At 60.6% G+C, this 19,612-nt stretch carries 21 protein-coding genes; 1 reads left to right on the top strand and 20 read right to left on the bottom strand.

Translation table 11 applies throughout. The features are described from left to right. Genes rimM through rpsP form a run of 3 tightly spaced genes read right to left on the bottom strand, consistent with a single transcriptional unit; the run spans position 1 to position 1,156 of the window. Complete coding sequence (gene rimM / locus JMJ97_RS01045; RefSeq protein ID WP_233546451.1) at positions 1-492, bottom strand: ribosome maturation factor RimM; 492 nt, start codon at positions 490-492, stop codon at positions 1-3. Between the two features lie 34 nt (positions 493-526). Beyond that, entirely contained in the window at positions 527-772 is a 246-nt protein-coding gene (locus JMJ97_RS01050; protein WP_171021534.1) for a KH domain-containing protein, read from the bottom strand. A 42-nt stretch (positions 773-814) separates the two neighbouring features. Next, on the bottom strand, positions 815-1,156 hold the full coding sequence (gene rpsP / locus JMJ97_RS01055; RefSeq protein WP_260698850.1) for a 30S ribosomal protein S16: 342 nt from the start codon (positions 1,154-1,156) through the stop codon (positions 815-817). Between the two features lie 201 nt (positions 1,157-1,357). Between rpsP and dinB the strand changes: the two genes are divergently transcribed. Continuing rightward, positions 1,358-2,611 carry a DNA polymerase IV gene (dinB, locus tag JMJ97_RS01060; RefSeq protein WP_422110713.1) on the top strand — a complete coding sequence of 418 codons (1,254 nt, stop codon included), beginning with the start codon at positions 1,358-1,360 and terminating at the stop codon, positions 2,609-2,611. A gap of 95 nt (positions 2,612-2,706) precedes the next feature. On the opposite strand, the gene rsfS is transcribed toward dinB, so the two are convergent. The 17 genes from rsfS to JMJ97_RS01145 form a co-directional block, all read right to left on the bottom strand. Then, complete coding sequence (rsfS, locus tag JMJ97_RS01065; protein WP_260698852.1) at positions 2,707-3,162, bottom strand: ribosome silencing factor; 456 nt, start codon at positions 3,160-3,162, stop codon at positions 2,707-2,709. A gap of 27 nt (positions 3,163-3,189) precedes the next feature. Beyond that, complete coding sequence (gene yqeK / locus JMJ97_RS01070) at positions 3,190-3,723, bottom strand: bis(5'-nucleosyl)-tetraphosphatase (symmetrical) YqeK (protein WP_260698902.1); 534 nt, start codon at positions 3,721-3,723, stop codon at positions 3,190-3,192. Between the two features lie 87 nt (positions 3,724-3,810). Beyond that, positions 3,811-4,488: a nicotinate-nucleotide adenylyltransferase gene (nadD, locus tag JMJ97_RS01075; protein ID WP_055285119.1), complete on the bottom strand. Its 678-nt coding sequence runs from the start codon at positions 4,486-4,488 to the stop codon at positions 3,811-3,813. A 3-nt stretch (positions 4,489-4,491) separates the two neighbouring features. Beyond that, positions 4,492-5,958 carry a GTPase ObgE gene (gene obgE / locus JMJ97_RS01080; protein ID WP_260698853.1) on the bottom strand — a complete coding sequence of 489 codons (1,467 nt, stop codon included), beginning with the start codon at positions 5,956-5,958 and terminating at the stop codon, positions 4,492-4,494. Positions 5,959-6,043: 85 nt separating this feature from the next. Beyond that, the gene (gene rpmA, locus JMJ97_RS01085; RefSeq protein WP_006236075.1) at positions 6,044-6,301 is read right to left on the bottom strand and encodes a 50S ribosomal protein L27; all 258 of its coding nucleotides are present in this window, start codon (positions 6,299-6,301) and stop codon (positions 6,044-6,046) included. A 33-nt stretch (positions 6,302-6,334) separates the two neighbouring features. After that, on the bottom strand, positions 6,335-6,709 hold the full coding sequence (rplU, locus tag JMJ97_RS01090) for a 50S ribosomal protein L21 (RefSeq protein WP_035138585.1): 375 nt from the start codon (positions 6,707-6,709) through the stop codon (positions 6,335-6,337). Positions 6,710-6,776: 67 nt separating this feature from the next. After that, the gene (locus tag JMJ97_RS01095; protein ID WP_260698854.1) at positions 6,777-7,589 is read right to left on the bottom strand and encodes a TIGR03936 family radical SAM-associated protein; all 813 of its coding nucleotides are present in this window, start codon (positions 7,587-7,589) and stop codon (positions 6,777-6,779) included. Next, on the bottom strand, positions 7,586-9,463 hold the full coding sequence (locus tag JMJ97_RS01100) for a TIGR03960 family B12-binding radical SAM protein (RefSeq protein ID WP_260698855.1): 1,878 nt from the start codon (positions 9,461-9,463) through the stop codon (positions 7,586-7,588). The genes JMJ97_RS01095 and JMJ97_RS01100 overlap by 4 nt, the downstream gene beginning before the upstream one ends. Positions 9,464-9,473: 10 nt before the next feature. Then, positions 9,474-10,403 carry a YcjF family protein gene (locus tag JMJ97_RS01105; RefSeq protein ID WP_006236071.1) on the bottom strand — a complete coding sequence of 310 codons (930 nt, stop codon included), beginning with the start codon at positions 10,401-10,403 and terminating at the stop codon, positions 9,474-9,476. Between the two features lie 18 nt (positions 10,404-10,421). Then, positions 10,422-11,648, bottom strand: a complete 1,227-nt coding sequence (locus JMJ97_RS01110) for an FtsW/RodA/SpoVE family cell cycle protein (RefSeq protein WP_260698856.1) — start codon at positions 11,646-11,648, stop codon at positions 10,422-10,424. A 9-nt stretch (positions 11,649-11,657) separates the two neighbouring features. Next, the gene (mrdA, locus tag JMJ97_RS01115; RefSeq protein ID WP_260698857.1) at positions 11,658-13,727 is read right to left on the bottom strand and encodes a penicillin-binding protein 2; all 2,070 of its coding nucleotides are present in this window, start codon (positions 13,725-13,727) and stop codon (positions 11,658-11,660) included. Positions 13,728-13,740: 13 nt separating this feature from the next. Then, the gene (locus tag JMJ97_RS01120) at positions 13,741-14,307 is read right to left on the bottom strand and encodes a rod shape-determining protein MreD (protein ID WP_161115637.1); all 567 of its coding nucleotides are present in this window, start codon (positions 14,305-14,307) and stop codon (positions 13,741-13,743) included. Between the two features lie 11 nt (positions 14,308-14,318). Beyond that, positions 14,319-15,260, bottom strand: a complete 942-nt coding sequence (mreC, locus tag JMJ97_RS01125) for a rod shape-determining protein MreC (protein ID WP_117770377.1) — start codon at positions 15,258-15,260, stop codon at positions 14,319-14,321. A 78-nt stretch (positions 15,261-15,338) separates the two neighbouring features. Next, positions 15,339-16,370 carry a rod shape-determining protein gene (gene mreB / locus JMJ97_RS01130; RefSeq protein ID WP_006236061.1) on the bottom strand — a complete coding sequence of 344 codons (1,032 nt, stop codon included), beginning with the start codon at positions 16,368-16,370 and terminating at the stop codon, positions 15,339-15,341. 127 nt (positions 16,371-16,497) lie between these two features. After that, positions 16,498-17,802: a tetratricopeptide repeat protein gene (locus tag JMJ97_RS01135; RefSeq protein ID WP_229090668.1), complete on the bottom strand. Its 1,305-nt coding sequence runs from the start codon at positions 17,800-17,802 to the stop codon at positions 16,498-16,500. A gap of 11 nt (positions 17,803-17,813) precedes the next feature. Next, a complete protein-coding gene (locus JMJ97_RS01140; protein WP_006236059.1) occupies positions 17,814-18,356 on the bottom strand; it encodes a peptidylprolyl isomerase in 543 nt (180 codons plus the stop codon). 107 nt (positions 18,357-18,463) lie between these two features. After that, entirely contained in the window at positions 18,464-19,606 is a 1,143-nt protein-coding gene (locus tag JMJ97_RS01145; RefSeq protein ID WP_260698858.1) for a zinc ribbon domain-containing protein, read from the bottom strand. Positions 19,607-19,612: the final 6 nt, after the last annotated feature.

Raw genomic sequence — 19,612 nt, forward strand, 5'->3', positions numbered from 1 at the left:
CTACTTGTCCATATCGATCAGGCCGTCCATCACGTGGACGGAAATTGTTCCTGCATCGGGAAGATCGAGCACGACCTGCTCGATCACGGGAATCAGTACCTCGCCGTACCGATCACCCTCGACAACCCAAACATCGTTAGCGGGCGTCGACATGATCTCGACAATCGTGCCGAGCGAACCGAAGCGCTCGTCGACCACCTCGCGACCCATCAGGTCGGTATAGGCAGCGTCGAGCGAATCGAGCTCAAAATCGTCACGATTTGCCAGCACGTAGCATCCCGTGATGCCCTCGGCGGCCGTCAAGTCGTCAATGCCCTCAAACGAGACCAGATCGCCATCGCCCGTATCGGTGACGGACACGACCGTGCAAAAGCGGTCGCGCTTGAGCGCCGGCGGCGTCAGGGCGACGCGCATACCAGGCTCTAATACAGAAGGAAGCCCCCGCAGCGGCTGCGCGAGGACCTCCCCCTTCCTTCCGTGCGGCTTGACCACACGGGCGATGTTTTTGTACTGGGACCTCAAGGTCCTAGCCCAGAACCTCTACCTCGACAGCAGTGTCGAGGCGAGCGGCCAGTGCACGGGCGAGCGTGCGAATGGCCTTGATGGTACGGCCACGACGGCCGATGACCTTAGCGACGTCATCCTCGGCGACCGAAACCTCAATCGTAGAGGCGTCGTCGCCATCGATGACCTCAAGGCTCACGGAATCCGGGTCGTCGACGATCTGAACAACGAGATATTCGACGAGATCGGCGATGCGATCTGAGAGCATTGCCTCACCCTCGAGCTGTGCAGCGTCAACCTCAGGCACGATTTACTCCTCGGCGCCCTCAGCGGCCTCAGCGGCAGCCTTAGCGGCCTCGGCCTCTTTGGCGAGCTGCTTCTTGGACTTCTTGACGACGGTCTCGGTCTTCTCGCCCTCGTTGGCGGCCTTGACCAGAGCGGCGACAGCGTCGGTGAGCTGAGCGCCCTTGGACTGCCAGTCAGCGATCTTCTCGAGATCGAGGTTGATGGTCTTGGGGGTGGTCATCGGGTTGTAGCGGCCAACCTCCTCGATGATACGACCGTCACGCGGGGCGCGGGAATCGGCGACGACGACACGGTAGTACGGACGCTTCTTAGCGCCGTGACGAGCAAGGCGAATCTTGACTGCCAAAGGAAACTCCTCCAACCAAGCAGCTTTAGGCTGCAACTACAAACAAACAGTTGAACATAATACGCCATCGACGCGGGCAGGTGAAGTCCGTGAGACCAACTTCTTCGGTGTAGTCGAGGGCAAATCCATATCTTAGACAAGAATTCGGGATTTGCAAGCACATACACGCACCCCACATGAGCTGCGCGGTATACTCATGACATGGAAAGACGCGAACATACATACGGTTATGAGGATGCCATGGGCGTCACGCCGCCTCCCTGGACGGGTCCGGCGGTGGGCCTGATGGACCTCGATGCGTTTTTTGCGAGCGTGGAAATGCTCGATCATCCCGAATGGCGCGGAAAGCCGCTCATCGTGGGCGGAGACGCCGATTCGCGCGGCGTCGTGTCCACGTGTTCGTATGAGGCACGTCGCTTTGGCGTGCACTCCGCCATGGCCTCGGCCGAGGCACGGCGCTTGTGCCCGCAAGCCATTTGGACGCATGGGCATTTTGATCGCTATCGTGAGGTCAGCGCGCAGGTCATGGCGATTCTTGCCGAGGAGACGCCGCGCGTGGAGCGCGTATCCATCGACGAAGCCTTTATCGATATCACACCGGGTCGCTTCGCGCCCGAAGACCCGCTGCTGGTTGCGCGACGAATAAGCGACCGCGTGGCAGGGCTGGGAGTGACCTGTTCCATTGGCGTGGGCTGCAACAAGACGGTCGCAAAGATCGCAAGCGAGCGTGACAAGCCGTTTGGATTGACGATTGTGCGCCCCGGAACCGAGCAGCGCTTTTTGGCCGCGCTGCCGGTATCTGCCATGAGCGGCATCGGGCGCTCGGCCGAGGAGCGACTGCGCCGCATGCGCATCTACACCCTCGGCGAGCTATCACGTGCACCGGAATCCACCTTGGCCTCTATTTTTGGCGTCAACGGCGAACGCATGCGCCAGCGTGCGCTGGGACTCGAAATCTCCGAAGTCACGAGCCTCGATGAAGAGCGCGAGGTCAAGTCGGTCAGCAATGAACGCACCTTTGCTAAAGATTTAACTGAGCGTGGGGATATTGAGGCGGCGATTGCGCTGTTGGGAGAGTCAGTGGGACGCCGCCTGCGCCGTCAGGGGCTGACGGGTGCCACGGTAACGCTCAAGCTTAAGTATTCGTATGGCAGCGGGCGTACGGCACAGCGCCGGCTGCCTCATCCGACCGACGATGAGAACATCTTCGTGGCGGTTGCACTCGAACTGCTCGACAACATCTGGCAGGATGGCATGCATGTTCGCTTAGCGGGCATCGGCATGAGCGACTTCGACCACCAAGGCGGCATCCAGACTGACCTGTTCTGCGAGATCGATGACCGCGGAGCCCAATCCAGCGACCGCCGCGACCTCTCCGTCGCCATCGACGCCGTCCGAGACAAATTCGGCGACACCGCCCTTTCCTTCGGCCGCCAATCCCGCTTCAACGATTAACCGCCTTTGGGCAAAAAGAAAGCCGGGCAGGTGCGGAAAACCGCACCTGCCCGGCGATATGCGTGAGGGTAGCTAACCCCGTCTCAAATGAGCTACTAGAGGAGGTTGAGGGGGAGCTGGGGGGCGTCGCCCCAGAGCTTTTCTAGGCGGTAGAAGTCGCGGGCTTCAGGAGTGAAGACGTGGACGACAACCGAACCGTAGTCCATGAGCATCCAGGTCTTCTGCTCGCGGCCCTCGATGGAGAACGGATGCTCGCCGCAAGCCTCGGCGACCTTCTCCTCGATCTCGTCGACGATAGAATCGACCTGGCGGTTGTTGGTACCGGTGGCAAGCACAAAGTAGTCGCATACGTCGGAAAGCTCGGTCAGGTCGAGCACCTGAACGTCCTCGCCCTTCTTGTCGTAGGCGGCCTGCGCGGCGGCGCGGGCGACATCCTCGGCGGCAACACCGCTCGCGGACAGCGAGGCAGCGGTGCGGTCGGACGTGGCAACAAAACTCTTGTGCTCCACACCTTCAAGAATCTGATCGTCGGTCATGGTCTCATCGGCCATGGAATACCTCTTTCTAGACAGCCCAAGCTAGCGCAGCTGGGCGTAATGGTTGTAAATCATAATAGCCGTGGGATAAAGATAACGCCCGGACTGGATCACATAGACCAGACCCTGCGCAAAACAGGAGAAGAACAACTCGTCGAGCGAGGACTTCCCCACCATCTTGCGCAGCGCATGGGCATAATCGCCGTGGCGGTTGGGTTCGATAGCATCGGCCACAAAGACCACCATATCGAGCGGCGTCATGTCGCAAGCGCCCACGGTGTGACGGTCGACAGCCTGAAAGACCGCCGGCGACAGCTCGGGAAAAAGCTGCGGAAGCTCATAGGCGGCAACCGGGCCATGCAAAAGCGGCGTCGCGGCAGACGGAGAGCCGGCAATCTTAATGCCGTAATGCAGAGCGCGCGTAACCAGCTCGTCGTCGGAGAGCACTTTGTCCCAGTCATGGATCAGACCGGCAGCAGCGGCATCAAAGCGGTCAACGCCGTAGACCTCGGCCAGATGAAGTGCGGTCTCGGCAACACCCAGCGAATGCACATAGCGCTTGCGCTTATCCTTCATGCGAACATCGAGCAGCTCTTGAATGCGCTTGAGCAGCGCGCGTTCATCGCCCTCAAACTGATCCTCTACCGACAACGTAGACCCCCATCACTCAAAATCTTCTTGGCCCAAATCGGCATATAGCCTGCGTTTGCGAATGTAGCCGAGCACGGACTCGCTCGTAAGATAGCGCACGCTCATACCGCGGGCAACTCGCTTACGAATGTTCGTCGAGCTGATCGCCAGCGCCGGAATCTGAATATAGCGCACGTCGAACGGCAGCCCCGACTCTTTGATTCGGGCACGCGCCGTATCGATATCAAAGCCCGGTCGTGTCGCCGCAATAAAGGTAGCAAGCTCAGCGATTCGTTCGGCATCATGCCAGGTCACAATATCGATAATCGCGTCGGCGCCCGTAATAAAGTAGAGCTTTACCTGCGGCGGGTAAAAGTCGCGAAGGGCATGAAGCGTATCGGCCGTATAGGTTACGCCCGGACGGTCGATCTCGAACCGGCTCGCCAAAAAGGCCGGGTTCGCGGCGGTGGCGAGGACCGTCATGGCATAACGGTCCTCGGCAGGCGTCACCGGCTTGTCAAGCTTAAAGGCAGGAGAGCCCGCCGGCATAAAGAGCACGGCATCCAAGTCGAGCGACTCGCGCGCCTGCTCGGCGGTCACCAGGTGCCCGTAATGGATGGGATCAAAGGTGCCACCCATAATGCCGAGCCTAAACTCCTGCCCGTCCTCAAGAGGAAGCTCGGGCAGACCGATTCCACCGCGCAGCGACATGGCCTACTCGCCCTCCGAGGTCTCGGCATCGTCCGCGGCATCCACCGCATCGACAATCTCGACGCCCTCATCCGAAGCATCGGTCACGTCAATGGCCTCAACGGCAACGTCCTCGCCAGCATCCTCGAGCTCCTCGTACTCCGAGAAGTCTTCGGCGCCCTCAAAGTCAAAGGCGCGCTGGCAAATGAGGACCTCGTCGCCCGCACGGCAACCGGCCTTCTCGAGCGCGTCGTCAACACCCATACGCGCAAACTTATGCTGCAGGTAAATGACGGCTTCCTCATTTTCCCAGTCGGTCTGGATGACCATGCGCTCGATGGCACGACCGACCACGCGGAAGGCACCGGGCTCTTCCTGGACAATGCGGAAACGCTTCTCACGCTGCAGGCGACGGCGCTCCCACTCATCGTCGCGCAGAACGACCGGCTCATCGGAGACAGCCAACTCGGCACGCAGCTTAGCCACCTGCTCGCCCACGGCAAGCATCAGCGTGTTGAGGCCGGCGCCCGTCACAGCAGACACGGCAAAGAACATATGGCCATCATCGAGCGCTGCGCGCTTGAGGTCGGCAATCTTGTCGGCCGTGCCCGGCGCGTCGCACTTGTTGGCAACGACGATCTGCGGACGCTCAGAAAGCTCAGCGCCATACTGCTCGAGCTCACGGTTGATGATATGGTAATCCTCGACCGGATCGCGATCCTCAAAACCACCCGTCATGTCGACGACGTGCATAATCAGGGCCGTACGCTCAATGTGGCGCAGGAACTGGTGACCCAGGCCCTTGCCCTCGCTCGCGCCCTCGATAAGACCGGGGACGTCGGCAACGACGTAAGAATATTCGCCGGCACGCACCATGCCGAGGTTCGGCACGAGCGTGGTAAACGGGTAGTCGGCAATCTTGGGACGGGCGGCACTCATGCGCGCGATGAGCGATGACTTACCCACCGAGGGAAAGCCCACGAGCGCGGCATCGGCCATAAGCTTCATCTCGAGCTCGATCCAGTGTTCCACGGCAGGCTCGCCGAGCTGGGCAAACGCGGGCGCGCGACGCACGGACGTCACAAAGTGCGTGTTACCCAGACCGCCGGCACCGCCGGGCGCCACGACAACGCGCTCGCCGTCGTGCACCAGGTCGGCAATCTCGAACATAGGGGTCTGCGTCTCGGGATCGAGCTCGCGGACTACGGTACCCATGGGGACTTTCAAAATCAGGTCCTCACCGCTTTTGCCGTTGCGGCGGGCACCCTGGCCATGCGTTCCGCGCTCGGCACGAAAGTGATGCTTAAAGCGGTAATCGATCAGCGAAGACAGCTGAGCGTCGGCCTGGATGACGACATTGCCGCCACGACCGCCGTCGCCGCCATCGGGGCCGCCCTTGGGAACAAATGCCTCGCGCCTAAACGACATGCATCCGGCTCCGCCGTCGCCGCCGCAAACGTTAATTCGGCTGATATCGGTGAACTGTGACAACAGAATCGCCTCCTACAAAAAAGAGGGAGACCCTTGAATCCTAAAACTCAAGTGCCTCCCACATATGTGCTCTATGAAGGGTGAATTACGCGTTCGCGAGCGGGCGTACGCTGACCCTGTGCTTGATACCCTTGTGGAACTCAACGGTACCGTCGACCAGCGCGAACAGCGTGTCGTCCTTACCACGGCCAACGTTCTCACCCGGGTGGATGTGCGTGCCGTGCTGACGGACGAGAATCGTGCCCGTGGTTACCGTCTGGCCGGCATAGCGCTTCGTGCCAAGGCGCTGACCGCGGGAGTCACGGCCATTACGGGAGGAACCGAGTCCTTTTTTGTGTGCCATTGTGTATACCTACTCTTTCGTTACGAGTGTAATCTACTCGGCGACGGGAGCCTCGGCAACAGCCTCAGCCTCTGCCTTGACAGCCTTCTTGGCGCGGGAGGTAGCCTGAACCTTCACAATCTTCAGCTTGGTGAGCTGCTGACGGTGACCCTTCAGACGACGATAGCGCTTGCGCTTGTGGAACTTGAAGACCAGCTGCTTCTCGCCCTTGAACTGCTCAACGATCTGAGCGGTAACCTTGGCCTTGGCCAGCTTGTCGGGATCGGTGACGATCTTCTTACCATCGTTGAGGAAGATAACCGGCAGGGTGACCTTGTCGCCCTCATTGCCCTCGATCTTCTCGACGGTGATGACATCGTCGGTGGCGACCTTGTACTGCTTGCCGCCCGTGTTAACGATTGCGTACATGTTTACTTGCCCTTCATGCATCAGTTAGTGCAACAGCCGAATATAGTAGCAGGCGAAAATACCCCCGTCAACGAGTATGTGGAGCAAATCCACAAGTTCGCACAGGTATGGGGCTGACGAGTCGGCCCTCGTCGTCCTCGCATGCTTGATTCTGACGCTCGACATCGTAGGAGCAGATGGTCACGAGGTCTTGCATACCGGTGGAAACAATAGGTGCATCCACGCCCGGGGTCAAGCCCTGCAACAAAACATCAGCAGCAGAAAGCAAAATTTCCGGACGCATGGAGCCCTCGTTGTCGGCATGGGTGTCGAGCATGAGCACCAAATGGTCCGGGCGCTCCCCCGCCGTGAGCTCATAGCCCACGAGTGTGTGATCCAAATCCAAGCGCTTGCTCTTTTTTCCGCGCGCGTAGTCGATGCCATGGCCCGCGCGCAGCGTGTCGATCGCACGATGCACCTCGTCGGCGCTTACGGGCGCCTCGGGGTCCAGATGCAGGTCGATGCGATACGACAGGCGCGTGAGCTGCGCCGTCAACGCCGGCGTGCGCACGTCGATGTACGCCGCCTCGATGGGCGCCAGATCGGCCGGAGACGCCGCAGCCAGGCGCCCAAACGCCTCGTCGAGCGCCACGAACTCGGTCATAAACAGGTCACACCACTCGCAGGTCGACGACGTGCCCACCGGTAGCGCCGAAGAGAAGCCAACGCGCATGTGCGGAGAGAAGCCCTGCGTGACGGCATAGGGAAGTCCCGCACGGCGCACGATGCGCTCAATGGTATGGATTACTTCGAGATGACCCAAGTACTTAAGACGATCGCGCTTGCCATAGCGAACACGAAGCCTAAAGAGCGAGGGGTTGTCGGTCAGGCGCTCACTCATGCGCGATCACCCATCAATACATTCTTGGCGTGGAGCGTGGGGCAGATCCCGCAGCCGGTGCACGACGTGCGGGTGCAGTCGGGAGTCGTGACGCCCTCGAGCGAGCGACGGTACTCGCGCTCGAGGAAGCCGCGCGTGCAGCCGGGGCTCACGTGCTCCCACGGCAGGCGCCAGTCCAACTCGTAAGGCAGGTGTACGAGCTCGTTGAGGTCGATGCCGTTTTTGGCAGCAGCCTCCTTCCAGTTCTCGAGCGAGAAATGCTCTACCCAGGCGTCAAAGCGAGAGCCCGAACGCCAAGCATCGATGATGACGGGCGTCATGTCACGACCGGCGCGGGAAAGCGCGGCCTCGATGAGCGAGGTCTCGGCATCGTGGTAATGCACGCGGACGGCACGGTTGCGAACACTCGTGATAAGCAGCTTCTGGCGACGCTTGACGTCGTCGTAGTCGAGCTGCGGGCACCACTGGAACGGCGTGGCGGCCTTGGGGATAAAGACCGAAACCGAGATGGACACCGAAATCGAGCCGCGACGAGCCTTGGGCACCACGGAACGACCGAGCTCCAGCACGTGATCGGCCAGATTGGCGATGGCCACGATGTCCTCATCGCGCTCGCCGGGAAGGCCCATCATAAAGTAGAGCTTCATGCGGTTCCAGCCGGCCTCGAAGGCCGCCTTGGCCGCACGGTCCAGGTCCTCCTCGGTCACGTTCTTGTTAATGATGTCGCGCATGCGCTGGCTGCCGGCCTCGGGCGCGAACGTCAGGCCGCCCTTCTTTTCGCCGGCGACCGACTCGGCCATATCCACGCCAAACGAATCCAGGCGCTGCGACGGAATAGACACGCGAATACCCGTATCCTCCAGGCGACGGTTGAGCCTGCCGAGCACGTCGCGAATGCAGGAGTGGTCGGTCGTGGAGAGCGAGGTCAGCGACACCTCGTCATAGCCGGTCTTTTCCAGACCCTGAATCACCGACGAGACGATCTGGTCGGCCGAGCGCTCGCGCACCGGGCGATACGTCATGCCGGCCTGGCAAAAACGACAGCCGCGGGCGCAGCCGCGCAGGATCTCGATAGACAGGCGGTCGTGAACCAGCTGTGCATAGGGCACGCACGACTGCGACAGCGGATTCGTGGCGCCGAAATCCTCGACGACGCGCTTGTAGACCACGGTCGGCGCATCCTTGCCCTCACGCGGCACGGTGTAGCCATGCGGCGAGCAGGGCTCGTCGTGACGAACCTCATAGAGCGACGGCACGTAGTTGCCGGTAATGGATGCAAGCTGCTCGACAATCTGCGCGCGCGGGACCCCTTCGTCACGCAGGCGGCGATGCAGCTGGCAGGTATCGAGCAGCGATTCCTCGCCCTCACCGATGAGGATGGCATCGAAGAAGGCCGCGTACGGCTCGGGGTTGTACACCGAGGGGCCGCCGGCGATGATAATGGGGTCGTCCTCGGTGCGGTCAGCCGCTAACAGCGGAATACCAGCGAGGTCGAGTGCCTCGAGGAAGTTCGTCACCGCCATCTCGTGCGGCACATGCAGGCCGACGATATCAAACGAAGCGACCGGCGCTGCACCCTCGAGCGAGAGCAGCGGAATGCCTGCCTCGCGCATGGCGTCACCCATATCGGGCCACGGCACATAGCCGCGCTCGCAGGAGATGCCCTCGGCCTGGTTAAGGATGTTGTAGAGGATGGCAATGCCCTGGTTGGGCAGACCGACCTCGTACACATCCGGGTAGATCAGGCAGCAACGGTAGTCGGCATCGGCCTTGGAAAGCGTGCCCCACTCGTGATCGATATAGCGGCTCGGTTTCTCGACCTTGGCGAGCAGCGGCTCAATTAAATGAAAACAGTCTTGGTATGCAACGCGCAACGGAAAACCCCTAAGCTGCGAGATCGGATGCGTCCTGGTAGGACGCCATAGGACGGGTAGCGCCCGCGACCGTGGTCACCAGATCGCGAACGCGGGAGAACGTGGCAGTGACCACCTCGTTGGCACGGCTGTAGTCGACATCGCGCTCGTAGAGCGAAACGAGCGCACGGCCCATGCCATAGGTGCCCGCGGCGGCAGTGAGCGCCTTGACGGCAAACCCAATATGCGGCGTCTGCTTGACGAGCGCGCGGGTGACCGCGCGGATCACAAGACCGCCGGCAAGCACGCCCGCGACCTCGTAGCCACGCTCTGGCTTAATGCCGCGTCCAAAGACGGCAGCGAGCTCAAAGAGCATGCCCACCTGCGCCAGCGCCATAACGGGATAATCGGCGCCCGGCAAAAACACCAGCGCACCGGTCGCCATATTGGTGAGCGCGCACGAGGTGATGATACGATTGGCTGCCGCAATGCGCATGAAGGCAAAGTTCGCCGCAAAAGCCGTTTCCTTGTCGGTGCGATCGAGAATCCAGCGAGCAAGCGTCTCGAGCAGATACGTCTTATCGGTTGCCGCTACCACGCCGAGCATGGGCGTGGACTCCTCGATAAACGGCACCTCCACAGCAGACTCGGCAAGCACGCACACGGGCGCGCCGGCGATCACGAGCTCCTGCACGGCACTCTCCAAGCGGTCGGAACCACACGAGAGCACCAGCACCACATCGGTATCGGTCTTTGGAGCAATTCGCTCCTCCCCCAGACGCTCGACGCGCACAATGCCCGAGGTCGTCTGCGGCACAAAGGCGTCACGCACCGTCTCGGCCAGAAAGCGCGAGGCGGACGAATCCAGATAGACCGAGACGCGCACCGGCGTATCGGAATCCTTCTTAACGGACGCGCCCATCTTAAAAGCGCGGGTCAGCTTATCTACGGGAATTTTCATAGCAAACCCCTCCAGCGGTTACGCGGCGCCCGAACGATGCCGCCATATGGATTGTACGATACCCACCGTCAGCAGCTGGATCATCATCGAAGACGAACCAAAGCTAATAAACGGTAGCGGAATACCGGTAATCGGCATCATGCCGATGCACATGCCGATGTTCTCGAAGGTCTGGAATGCCCACATGCCGACGATACCTACGCACGACAGACGCAGGAACAGCGACTCACACTTAAAGGCGACGCGAATCGTCGAAAAGATCAGCAGCACGTAGAGGCACAAGAGAAAAAAGGAACCGCAAAAACCAAAGGTCTCGGACAGGAAGGCGAAGACGAAGTCGGTGTGGAACTCAGGCAGAAAGCCGCCGGCCGACTGCGTCGCGTGGCCCAAACCCTTACCAAAGAAGCCGCCCGAGCCAACGGCGATAAGCGACTGCTGCAGGTTGTAGGCATCGTCCGAATCGGCATTATCGGGGTCGATAAAGACCGTCAGACGGTTCATCTGATACTGCTTGATGAGCACATCGTGGCCGAGCAACGAATCAAAGACCGAATCGAGCGCCAGAACGAGGGCCACCAAGCCCACGAGAAGGGCCAGGGTCGACAGCACCCATTCGCGGCGTGCACCGCTCATACAAATGACGATGGCGCCCGAAACCAGCACGACCAGGCCCGAGCCCAGGTCGCCCATGGCAACGACGGCCAAAAACGGAATGGACAGCATGCCGCAGAGCTTGACGTAGTCGCGAACGGTATCGATGCGACCGTTATACTGCGAGCCAAGCGTAGCAATAAAGAAGATGGTGATGAGCTTGGCAAGCTCAACCGGCTGGAATGTCAAGCCGATACCGGGAATCTTGATCCAGCCCGTCATGCCCAGACCGCCCGTATAGGACAGACCCGGAATCTTGGGCGAGAGGATCACGATCAAGTCGATGACGAGCAACGCCGTCGAGAAATTGGAAATACCGCGCAGGTCGGTACGCCAGACCAGCACCGCCAGCACCGCTCCGATGCCAATTCCCAGCAGATGGCGTGAGAACGAGGCATCGGCCTTAAACTGCGAAGCCGACCAGATAATGATGGCACCGTAGGCGACGAGCGCCACTGTAGCCACGAGCACACCGATATGCACCTTTTGGCGAAACGTGCCGCGCGAGGCCGAAAGTTGCTTGTTGACGCGGTCCAGGCTGCTGCGAGAGCCGGTCTTGGTTGAACGGAACAGATCCGCCGGAGAAAAATCCATCGCAACCTCCTATCGAACCGAAGAATCGCCCGAGGCCGAAGAGGTATCGGGCTCGTCATAAATCACACCGAACACGTCGCGCACGACATGCATCGCGGTATCTGAGCCGCCGCCGCCCTGCTCCAGGACAGTAGCGATGACATACTTGGGGTCATCGGCCGGTGCATAGGCGCAGAACCACGCGTATTCGTCCTCACCGCTTTTCTCGCCCGTGCCCGACTTGCCGTATACCTGCGGCGTCAGGGTGCCAAAGTGAGCCGCCAGGGACGTCGATGCCGTGTAAATCACGTCGTGCATGCCGTTGCGCACAAGAGCCAAATCCGAATCGCTGTTGATCTTGGCCTCCAGGCGCTTCTTCTTGCCCTTGCCGTTGTATTTATAGGCATCGCCGTCGCCATCGCGCGACACGGCAGACAAAAACACGTGAGGCACGTACTGTTTGCCGCCGTTGGCAAGACCCATATAGGCACACGCCATCTGCAGGGGCGTCACCAGAATGTCACCCTGACCGATGGCAATGTTGGTCATATCGCCGGCATTCCACTTGCGGCCCTCGGCAGAGGCGTCGGTGAAGTACGACTCTTTCCACTCGGCATCGGGAATACGGCCCGCGCCCTCACTCGGCAGATCGATACCGCAGGTCTTGCCTAGACCCCAGCGACGAAAGACCTCCTGCAGGCCCTCGGAATGTTTCTCGTCATAAAAGAACGCCTTGCCCATGTCGTAGAAGACAGGGTCGCACGAGTTGGCGATTCCCGACTGCAGCGTCATGGTGCCGTGGCCGGAATGCAGCCAGCAGTACTTGCCCCACGACTTGCCCAGACCCGTCCAATAACCCGTGCAGTTGGTCGTCTGCCCCGACGTGTAGGTTCCAAACTCAAGACCGGCCAGCGCCGAGAGCGGCTTGATGGTCGAGGCCGACATGTACTGTCCGCTAATGGCGCGGTTGAGCAGCGGGTGCGAACCCTTGTCATCATTGAGCTCGGTCCACACGTCATTTGAGACGCCGCCGATAAAGACGGACGGATCGAACTTGGGCTGGCTCGCCATGCCCAGGATCTCGCCATTGTTGGGATCGAGACACACTACAGCGCCGTTGCCGGCATTGCTGTAGCCAGTGGTCTTGGCAAGCTCGATAGCGCTCGCCAGCGCCGTCTCACAGGCCTGTTGGATCTTAAGGTCGAGCGTGAGCTTAATGTCGGAGCCGGCCTTCGCGGGCACGGCGCCGGCCTGACCGGTCACATTGCCCGAGGCATCGACCTTGACGGTCTGCTCGCCACGAATACCCTGCAGCAGGTTTTCGTAGTAGCTCTCAACGCCCGCCTGGCCCACGATATCGCCCGACTGGTACGTAATCTTGCCAGCAGAAGCATCATCATCGCCAGAGGTTTTCTTATTCTGGGCCTCGAGCTGCTCGGAGGTAATGGTGCCGGTATAGCCCAAGATATGGCATGCCGTCTCACCGTATGGATACTGGCGCTCGGTACGCTCGGCAATCTTGACGCCCGGGAACTCGCCGGCGTGTTCCTTGATATAGGCAACCGTGGAGCGACGGACGTCCGTCGCGATGGTATGCAGGCTCTGAGCGCCCTCTGTATTGTCCTGAATATTGCGAAGGACCGCCACATAAGGCATTCCAAGCACGTTGGCAAGATGGCGAACCAGAACCTCATCCTCGGCAAGGTCGCGGTAGGCCACGACAGCAAGTGAGGGACGGTTCTGGACAAGCGCCACGCCATTGCGGTCGAGGATGCGGCCGCGCACAGCGGGTGTGGTAACGGTGCGAGTCTGATTACTATTGGCCTGCTTCTCGTAATAGTCCGACGAGACCATCTGCATGCCCCACAGCTTGACGGCAAGTGCCGCAAACATCGCGCCCACACCCGTGGTGAGGATGGAAAAGCGGCCCTTAAAGGCGGTCGCCGCGGTATTGCCCTCGCCCTCGGTGGCGCGCGGGGCCGTTCCATGCTGTGTATCGTAGGTAAAACGGGAATCGCCTCGACGCATGATGACCAGCGCGACCACGATGGCCACAACCAGCACGATACCGGCGATAATAACCGTCATCTGGGAAGACATCTACGGGCCTCCCCTATTTGAGCTTGCGGGTCTTGGGCTTAAAGCGCATACCCGTCTGGCGTCCGCCACGTGCGGAGAATCCATAGCCGGACTGCGGCACGACGCCGGACATCAAAAACGGAATGGCAACCAGACCCGTCAGGATCGAGGACGGCAGCGCATGGCCGAAGATCGCCACGACAAAGCTCGTCTCCAAACCCATAAACAGCAAGACGATGCTGTAGATCACATTAATGACGAGCGCGAAGGCGCCCACAGTGACGCCGCGCGCACTCGGGGTACCGCCCGTCTGACCGACGGCGCTGTGCACCAGGGCAAAAGAACCCACGGTCAGCAGGAGCGACATAACGCCCACCGGCACGGCAGCGGACAGGTCATAGAACAAGCCGCTGCAAAAACCGCACACGACGGCACGGGTCGGGTCGCCCGAGAACACGCTTAGGCACACCAGGATAATCATGAAGTTGACGCGACCGCCCGCAATGGAGATCTGCGGTGCCAGGCCTGCCTGCAGCAGCACGCACACGATGGCGGCGATTACAAACGTACGGGAGCTCATCCCCTGCTCGTGTAGATCCATGGACATGCCCCCTATTCGCTCGAGCCGGAATCGGTCGTCTCGGACGCGTCGGAACTGTCATCCGAACTCTCGTCCTTCGTCTTGGTCGCAGCGTCGCGCGACGTTCCCTGCGGCGTGCTATTAGCGGTGCTCACGTCCTCATCCGAAGCCGACTGTTCGTCGGTCAGCGAGGTGATGACCAGCACTTCCTCGTTGTTCTCGGCCGTGGTCTGAGCGCGCACCACAATGGTGTAGTACACGTCGTTTGCCGACTTCTCAACCGACGAGACGGTGCCGAGCGGTAGACCCTTGGGGAATACACCGCCAATGCCCGAGGTCACGATGATGTCGCCAACCTTAACATCGGAGTCGACGCTCACGTACTCAAGACGCAGCGTGCCGTCAGCCTGACCCTGCAGCATGCCCTGGGCGCGCGTGTCCTGTACCATGGCGGACACACCCGAGTTCTCGTCGCCAATAAGGCGCACGGTAGAGGTCTTGGCCGATACCTCGATAATCTGACCGATAACACCGGCAGAACTCGTCACGGGCATGTTGATGGTAAGGCCGTCGGCAGAGCCCTTGTCGATGGTTACGGTCGAGGTCCAGGCATCGCCCGAGGCACCAACGATACGAGCAGCGGTCGATTTGAGGTTGTAGGTCGACTGCAGGCCGACCAGCCCCTCCAGACGCTCGGCGGTCTTTTGAGCCTCGGAGAGCTCAGCAACCTTAGAGGTCAGCTCCTCGTTTTGCTTCTTAAGCTCGTCAAGCGTGTCCTGCGACGCCGTAAGGTTAGAGAACACGTTGCCGATCGCATTGAAGGGGGCCGCCACAGCCGAGCCCACAAAGCGCACCGGCGAGGTAATCGTCGTCACGCCCGAACGCACGGCATGAATCGGCCCAGCCTCGCCCTCGCGGATGTAAAACGTGAGCAGCAACACCGAAATCAGGCTGAAAACAATCAACGGGCGCATACCCGTTGATTGTCGCTTGGTATTCAGATTTGTGGAGAAACCCGAAGATCGTGCCAAATGGAATCCACCTTTTGGAAATTAAGCATTGGTCTGGACGAAGCCGCCATCAAACGCATTGGCCTCGAGCACGCGGGCACAGCCGTTAACGACGTTATCGAGCGCCGTGGGGCTGACGTTGACCGAAACACCGGTCTCATCGCGCAGGCGCACGTCGAGACCGCGCAGCAGCGCGCCGCCACCAGTCAGCAAAATACCGTAGTACATAAGGTCCGAGGCAAGATCGGGAGGCGTAGCGTCGAGTGCGTCCTTGACGGCCTTGGCCATCTCGTCGAGCGGCTTGTTGAGCGCGCGACGAATCTCCTCGCTCTCGATGCGCACGGTCTTGGGCAGACCGGTGATCACGTCGCGGCCGTTGACCTCGACGTCGAGCTCGTCCTTGAGCGGCACGGCGGAGCCGACCTTGATCTTGATGTCCTCTGCCGTACGCTCGCCGATGGCCAAGTTGTAGGCATCACGAACGTGCGTGAGGATGGCCTGATCGAACTCGTCGCCGGCAATACGGATGGACTGCGAGACGACGATGCCACCCATAGCGATAACGGCAACCTCGGTGGTACCGCCACCGATGTCGATGACCATGGAGCCGGTGGGTTCCTCGACGGGCAGATCGGCGCCGATAGCGGCGGCCATAGGCTCTTCGATCAGATAGGCCTGGCGAGCGCCGGCCTGGATCGTGGCCTCAAAGACGGCACGCTTCTCGACCGACGTGACACCGGAGGGAACGCAGACGACAACGCGCGGACGCGGGGTCCACGGATAGCGCTTCTCGGACGCCTTGTCGATAAAGTAGCGAAGCATAGCCTCTGTAACATCGAAGTCGGCGATGACGCCGTCCTTCAGGGGACGAACGGCCACGATGTTGCCGGGCGTACGGCCGAGCATGCGCTTTGCCTCGATACCGACCGCCAGGATGCGCTCGTCGTTCTTGTCGATGGCGACTACAGAGGGCTCGCGAATGACGATGCCCTTGCCGCGCACGGAGACAAGCGTATTGGCGGTGCCGAGGTCGATGGCAAGATCGCCCGCATAGCTACCGAAGAACATATCCATCAAAGAAAACAACGCAACTCCTGATGTGTTGGATAATTGCTGGAAAACTACTAGCTCATCATACTAGCGCAAGCCCGGCACCTCACTTGCGGTGAAGCGCCGGGCAAAGCTAAATCCCATAAGGTCACTACTGGTTGTCAGCAGCCGAGAAATCCATATCGAGCGAGGAAACGGCCCAGCCAATATGGTTGTCGGAGCGCACGAATTTGACGGTGTACTCCTGCTCGCCGCCCTTGGACAGCGATGCCTTCACCTTAGCGGTCGTCTCGGTCATGGACTGATCCATGCCTTCGACGGACACAGTGGCACCCTGCGGAATCGAGGAGATGATCATCGACTTAGCGTCCTCGGACAGGCTCGAGGCCAGGCAAGACTCGGCCTTTGCCGTGTCACCGTCGCCGGCAGCCTGGAACAGATCGGAAACGACAGACTCCTGGGACGGGAAACCAAAGCCGCGCGTGTAGGCAAAGCCCAGACCGCCCACGGCGATCAAAATGAGCAGAAGCAGCACGATGAAGACTTTGAGACCCGTGTGGCGGTGGCGACGACGGACCTTGGCCTGCTTACGATCCTGACGGTCCTGCTGGACCATCTCTGACTCGGACAGCGTAAAGAAGCCGGTGTCCGAGGGATCGGGCATAAACTGGCCGGTCGCGCCCGTAGGATCGAGCGGATCGACGGCAGGAGCGTCCATCGCGGGCGCCGGAGCCGTGGCCATAGCCGTCTGGGCAGACAGTGCGGCAAGCGAATCGTGTACGCGGGCAAGCTCATCGGCCTGCTCGGAGGTGAGCTGGTAGATGCCATCGGCAGTGGCAGCGTTAAAGGCGTCGAGTGCGTCGGACGGACGGCCGGCGGCAGAAAGCGCCTGACCCATGCCGGCGTTGAGCGCACGCGTGTCGTCGCGGGGGCCGGCAAAGTCGATAGCCGTGCGGTAGGTCTCCACGGCATCCGCCGGACGGCCGAGCTTAATGAAGCAACGACCGAGCTCGCCGAGTGCGGCGGCAGGAGCCGGATTGGCGCCGTCGATGGCGGCCTGACGGAAGGCAGTACCCGCATTGGCATAGTCGCCTGACTGGAACAGCGCATTGCCCAGGCCCAGATAGGCCTTGAACGGCGTGGCATAGGAAGCATCCTGCGTAGCAGCAGAGAACGCCTGAGCGGCCGTCGTGTAGTCGCCCACGGCGGCGAGCGCCTTGCCGCGGTTGGTGAGCAGCGCGCCGCGCTTGCCGTAGGTACCGTCGTTGAGGGCGGCGGCATAGGCCTCGGCGGCCTCGGCATACATGCCCAGGTGCATCAAGGCGTTGCCACGGAGGTGATCGGCCTCGCCCATAATCTCATCGGGAGTCTTTGCCGCCCCAAGCATCTGGGCTGCAGCGGAAAAATCACCCGCGCGGTAAGCGGCGCGGCCCTGTTGGATCAGCTGGCTATTCAAGGAAGTCCCCTTTACTCGTGAACGATCTCGACATGGACGATCTCGTCGCCGGCACGCAGCTGCGAAATCACATCGAGACCCTCGACCGTGGTACCAAAGACGGTGTAACCGGAATCGAGGTTATGCTGGGCACCCAGGCAGAAGTAGAACTGCGAACCCGCGGAATCGGGGTCCATGGAGCGTGCCATGGCAAGGGCACCATCGACATGGCTGTTGCGCGGATTGGTGGCAAACTCGCCCTTGATGCAGTAGCCGGGACCACCGGTACCGGGCATGCCGTCGGGGCCCTCAAGACCGGCAGCGACGTCGGCGCCGGACATATCGCGGGTATTGGGGTCGCCGCCCTGAATGACAAAGCCGGGCACATAGCGATGGAACTTAAGGCCATCATAGAAACCCATCGTGGAAAGCTCGCAGAAGTTCGCGACATGAATGGGAGCGCCCTCGCCGTCAAACTTGACCTTGATGGTACCCTTCGACGTCTCGATAACGGCGCACTCGTCGCCGGCAAGCTGATACTCGGGCGTGTAGAGCTCTTTCTTAAAACCAAACATGTGGTTCCTTCCTCGTGCGTTTAAAGCATATTTGTACGAATTGTAGCAATAAGCATGCGCTTACATCAATTGCGCACGTAGGTTATGCCGACTATGGCGAACTAATTTTAGGAACGCTGCTGCGGCTTCCAGGAACCCACATTGGCGTCGTACTGGTTCAGCGCGCTGTTGCCGCCCTGCGCGATGGGCGCCAGGATCTCGCTTTGGTGGGAACTCATCGACTCGCCATCGGGAATGGCCAGCGAGATGTCCCAACTCTGGCAGATCACGTCGACACGCTCGAACATCCACTCGGCAAGCTGCTTTAAGTGGGCGATGTCATCCGCATAGACCGTATCGTCCTGATACTTAAGGTTGTTGAGCTCATCTTGCGTCTTTTTGATCTGGTCGCGCAGGGCGTAGGCACTCTGCGACAGCTCCTGACGGGTGGACAGCGGCGATCGGAGATAGCCGTTGTTAAAGGAATCGATGACCTCGCCGATCTGGTCCTCGTCACCGTAGGACACGATAGTCTGATACAGACCGTCGAGCCTGGTATAGAGCTGATCATCGGTGAGCACGGTTTCTTCCTGGACCACCTCGGCAGAATCGTCCTGCTTGGTATCGTCCTCAGTCGCCTCGCCCTTTTGGCGCGTAGGGAAGGTCGTCTGCGCGGCCTGGCCAAACTGGTCATAGAAGCCAGGCATGACACCCATGGGATCGGCTGTCACGAACCAATAGGCACCGCCGCAAAGGACGGCAAGGACCGCGATGACGATGAGCGGCTTGGGGATATGACGCTTGTGCTTGTGATAGGCGTCCTCGTCGGGGTGCACCTTGCGCTTGGGTTTTTGAGCATCGTCATGCAGGGAAACGGGCGTGGGAATATCGACCTTGGGGATACCGAAATCCTTATCGAAAGCCGGCAGCACGCAGGTCTCGTTAGGATCAGCGGCATCCGAAAGCACCGCAGCGGCAGAGGCCGGCGCATGCGGAACCTCGGTATCGATCTGCTCTTGCGTTAGGCGCGGAAAGCCCGCCGTGCGGCCCGCTGCCAGGTCGGATGCGGCCGCGTCCTCGGAGAGGATACCCGGAGCGGGGCGTCCGCATTTGGGGCACGTACGATCATGCGGAGAAAGACGGGCACCGCAGCCCTCACAGAACACGAACTCGGTGTGCTCGGGACCATCGCCCGGACCCACATAGGCGTTGCAGTAGGGGCAGAACGAGGCGCCGTCCTCGATAGTCTTAAGGCAATGCGGGCAGATCACGGCATC

The sequence above is a fragment of the Collinsella aerofaciens genome (assembly GCF_025289055.1).
Taxonomy (GTDB): Bacteria; Actinomycetota; Coriobacteriia; order Coriobacteriales; family Coriobacteriaceae; genus Collinsella.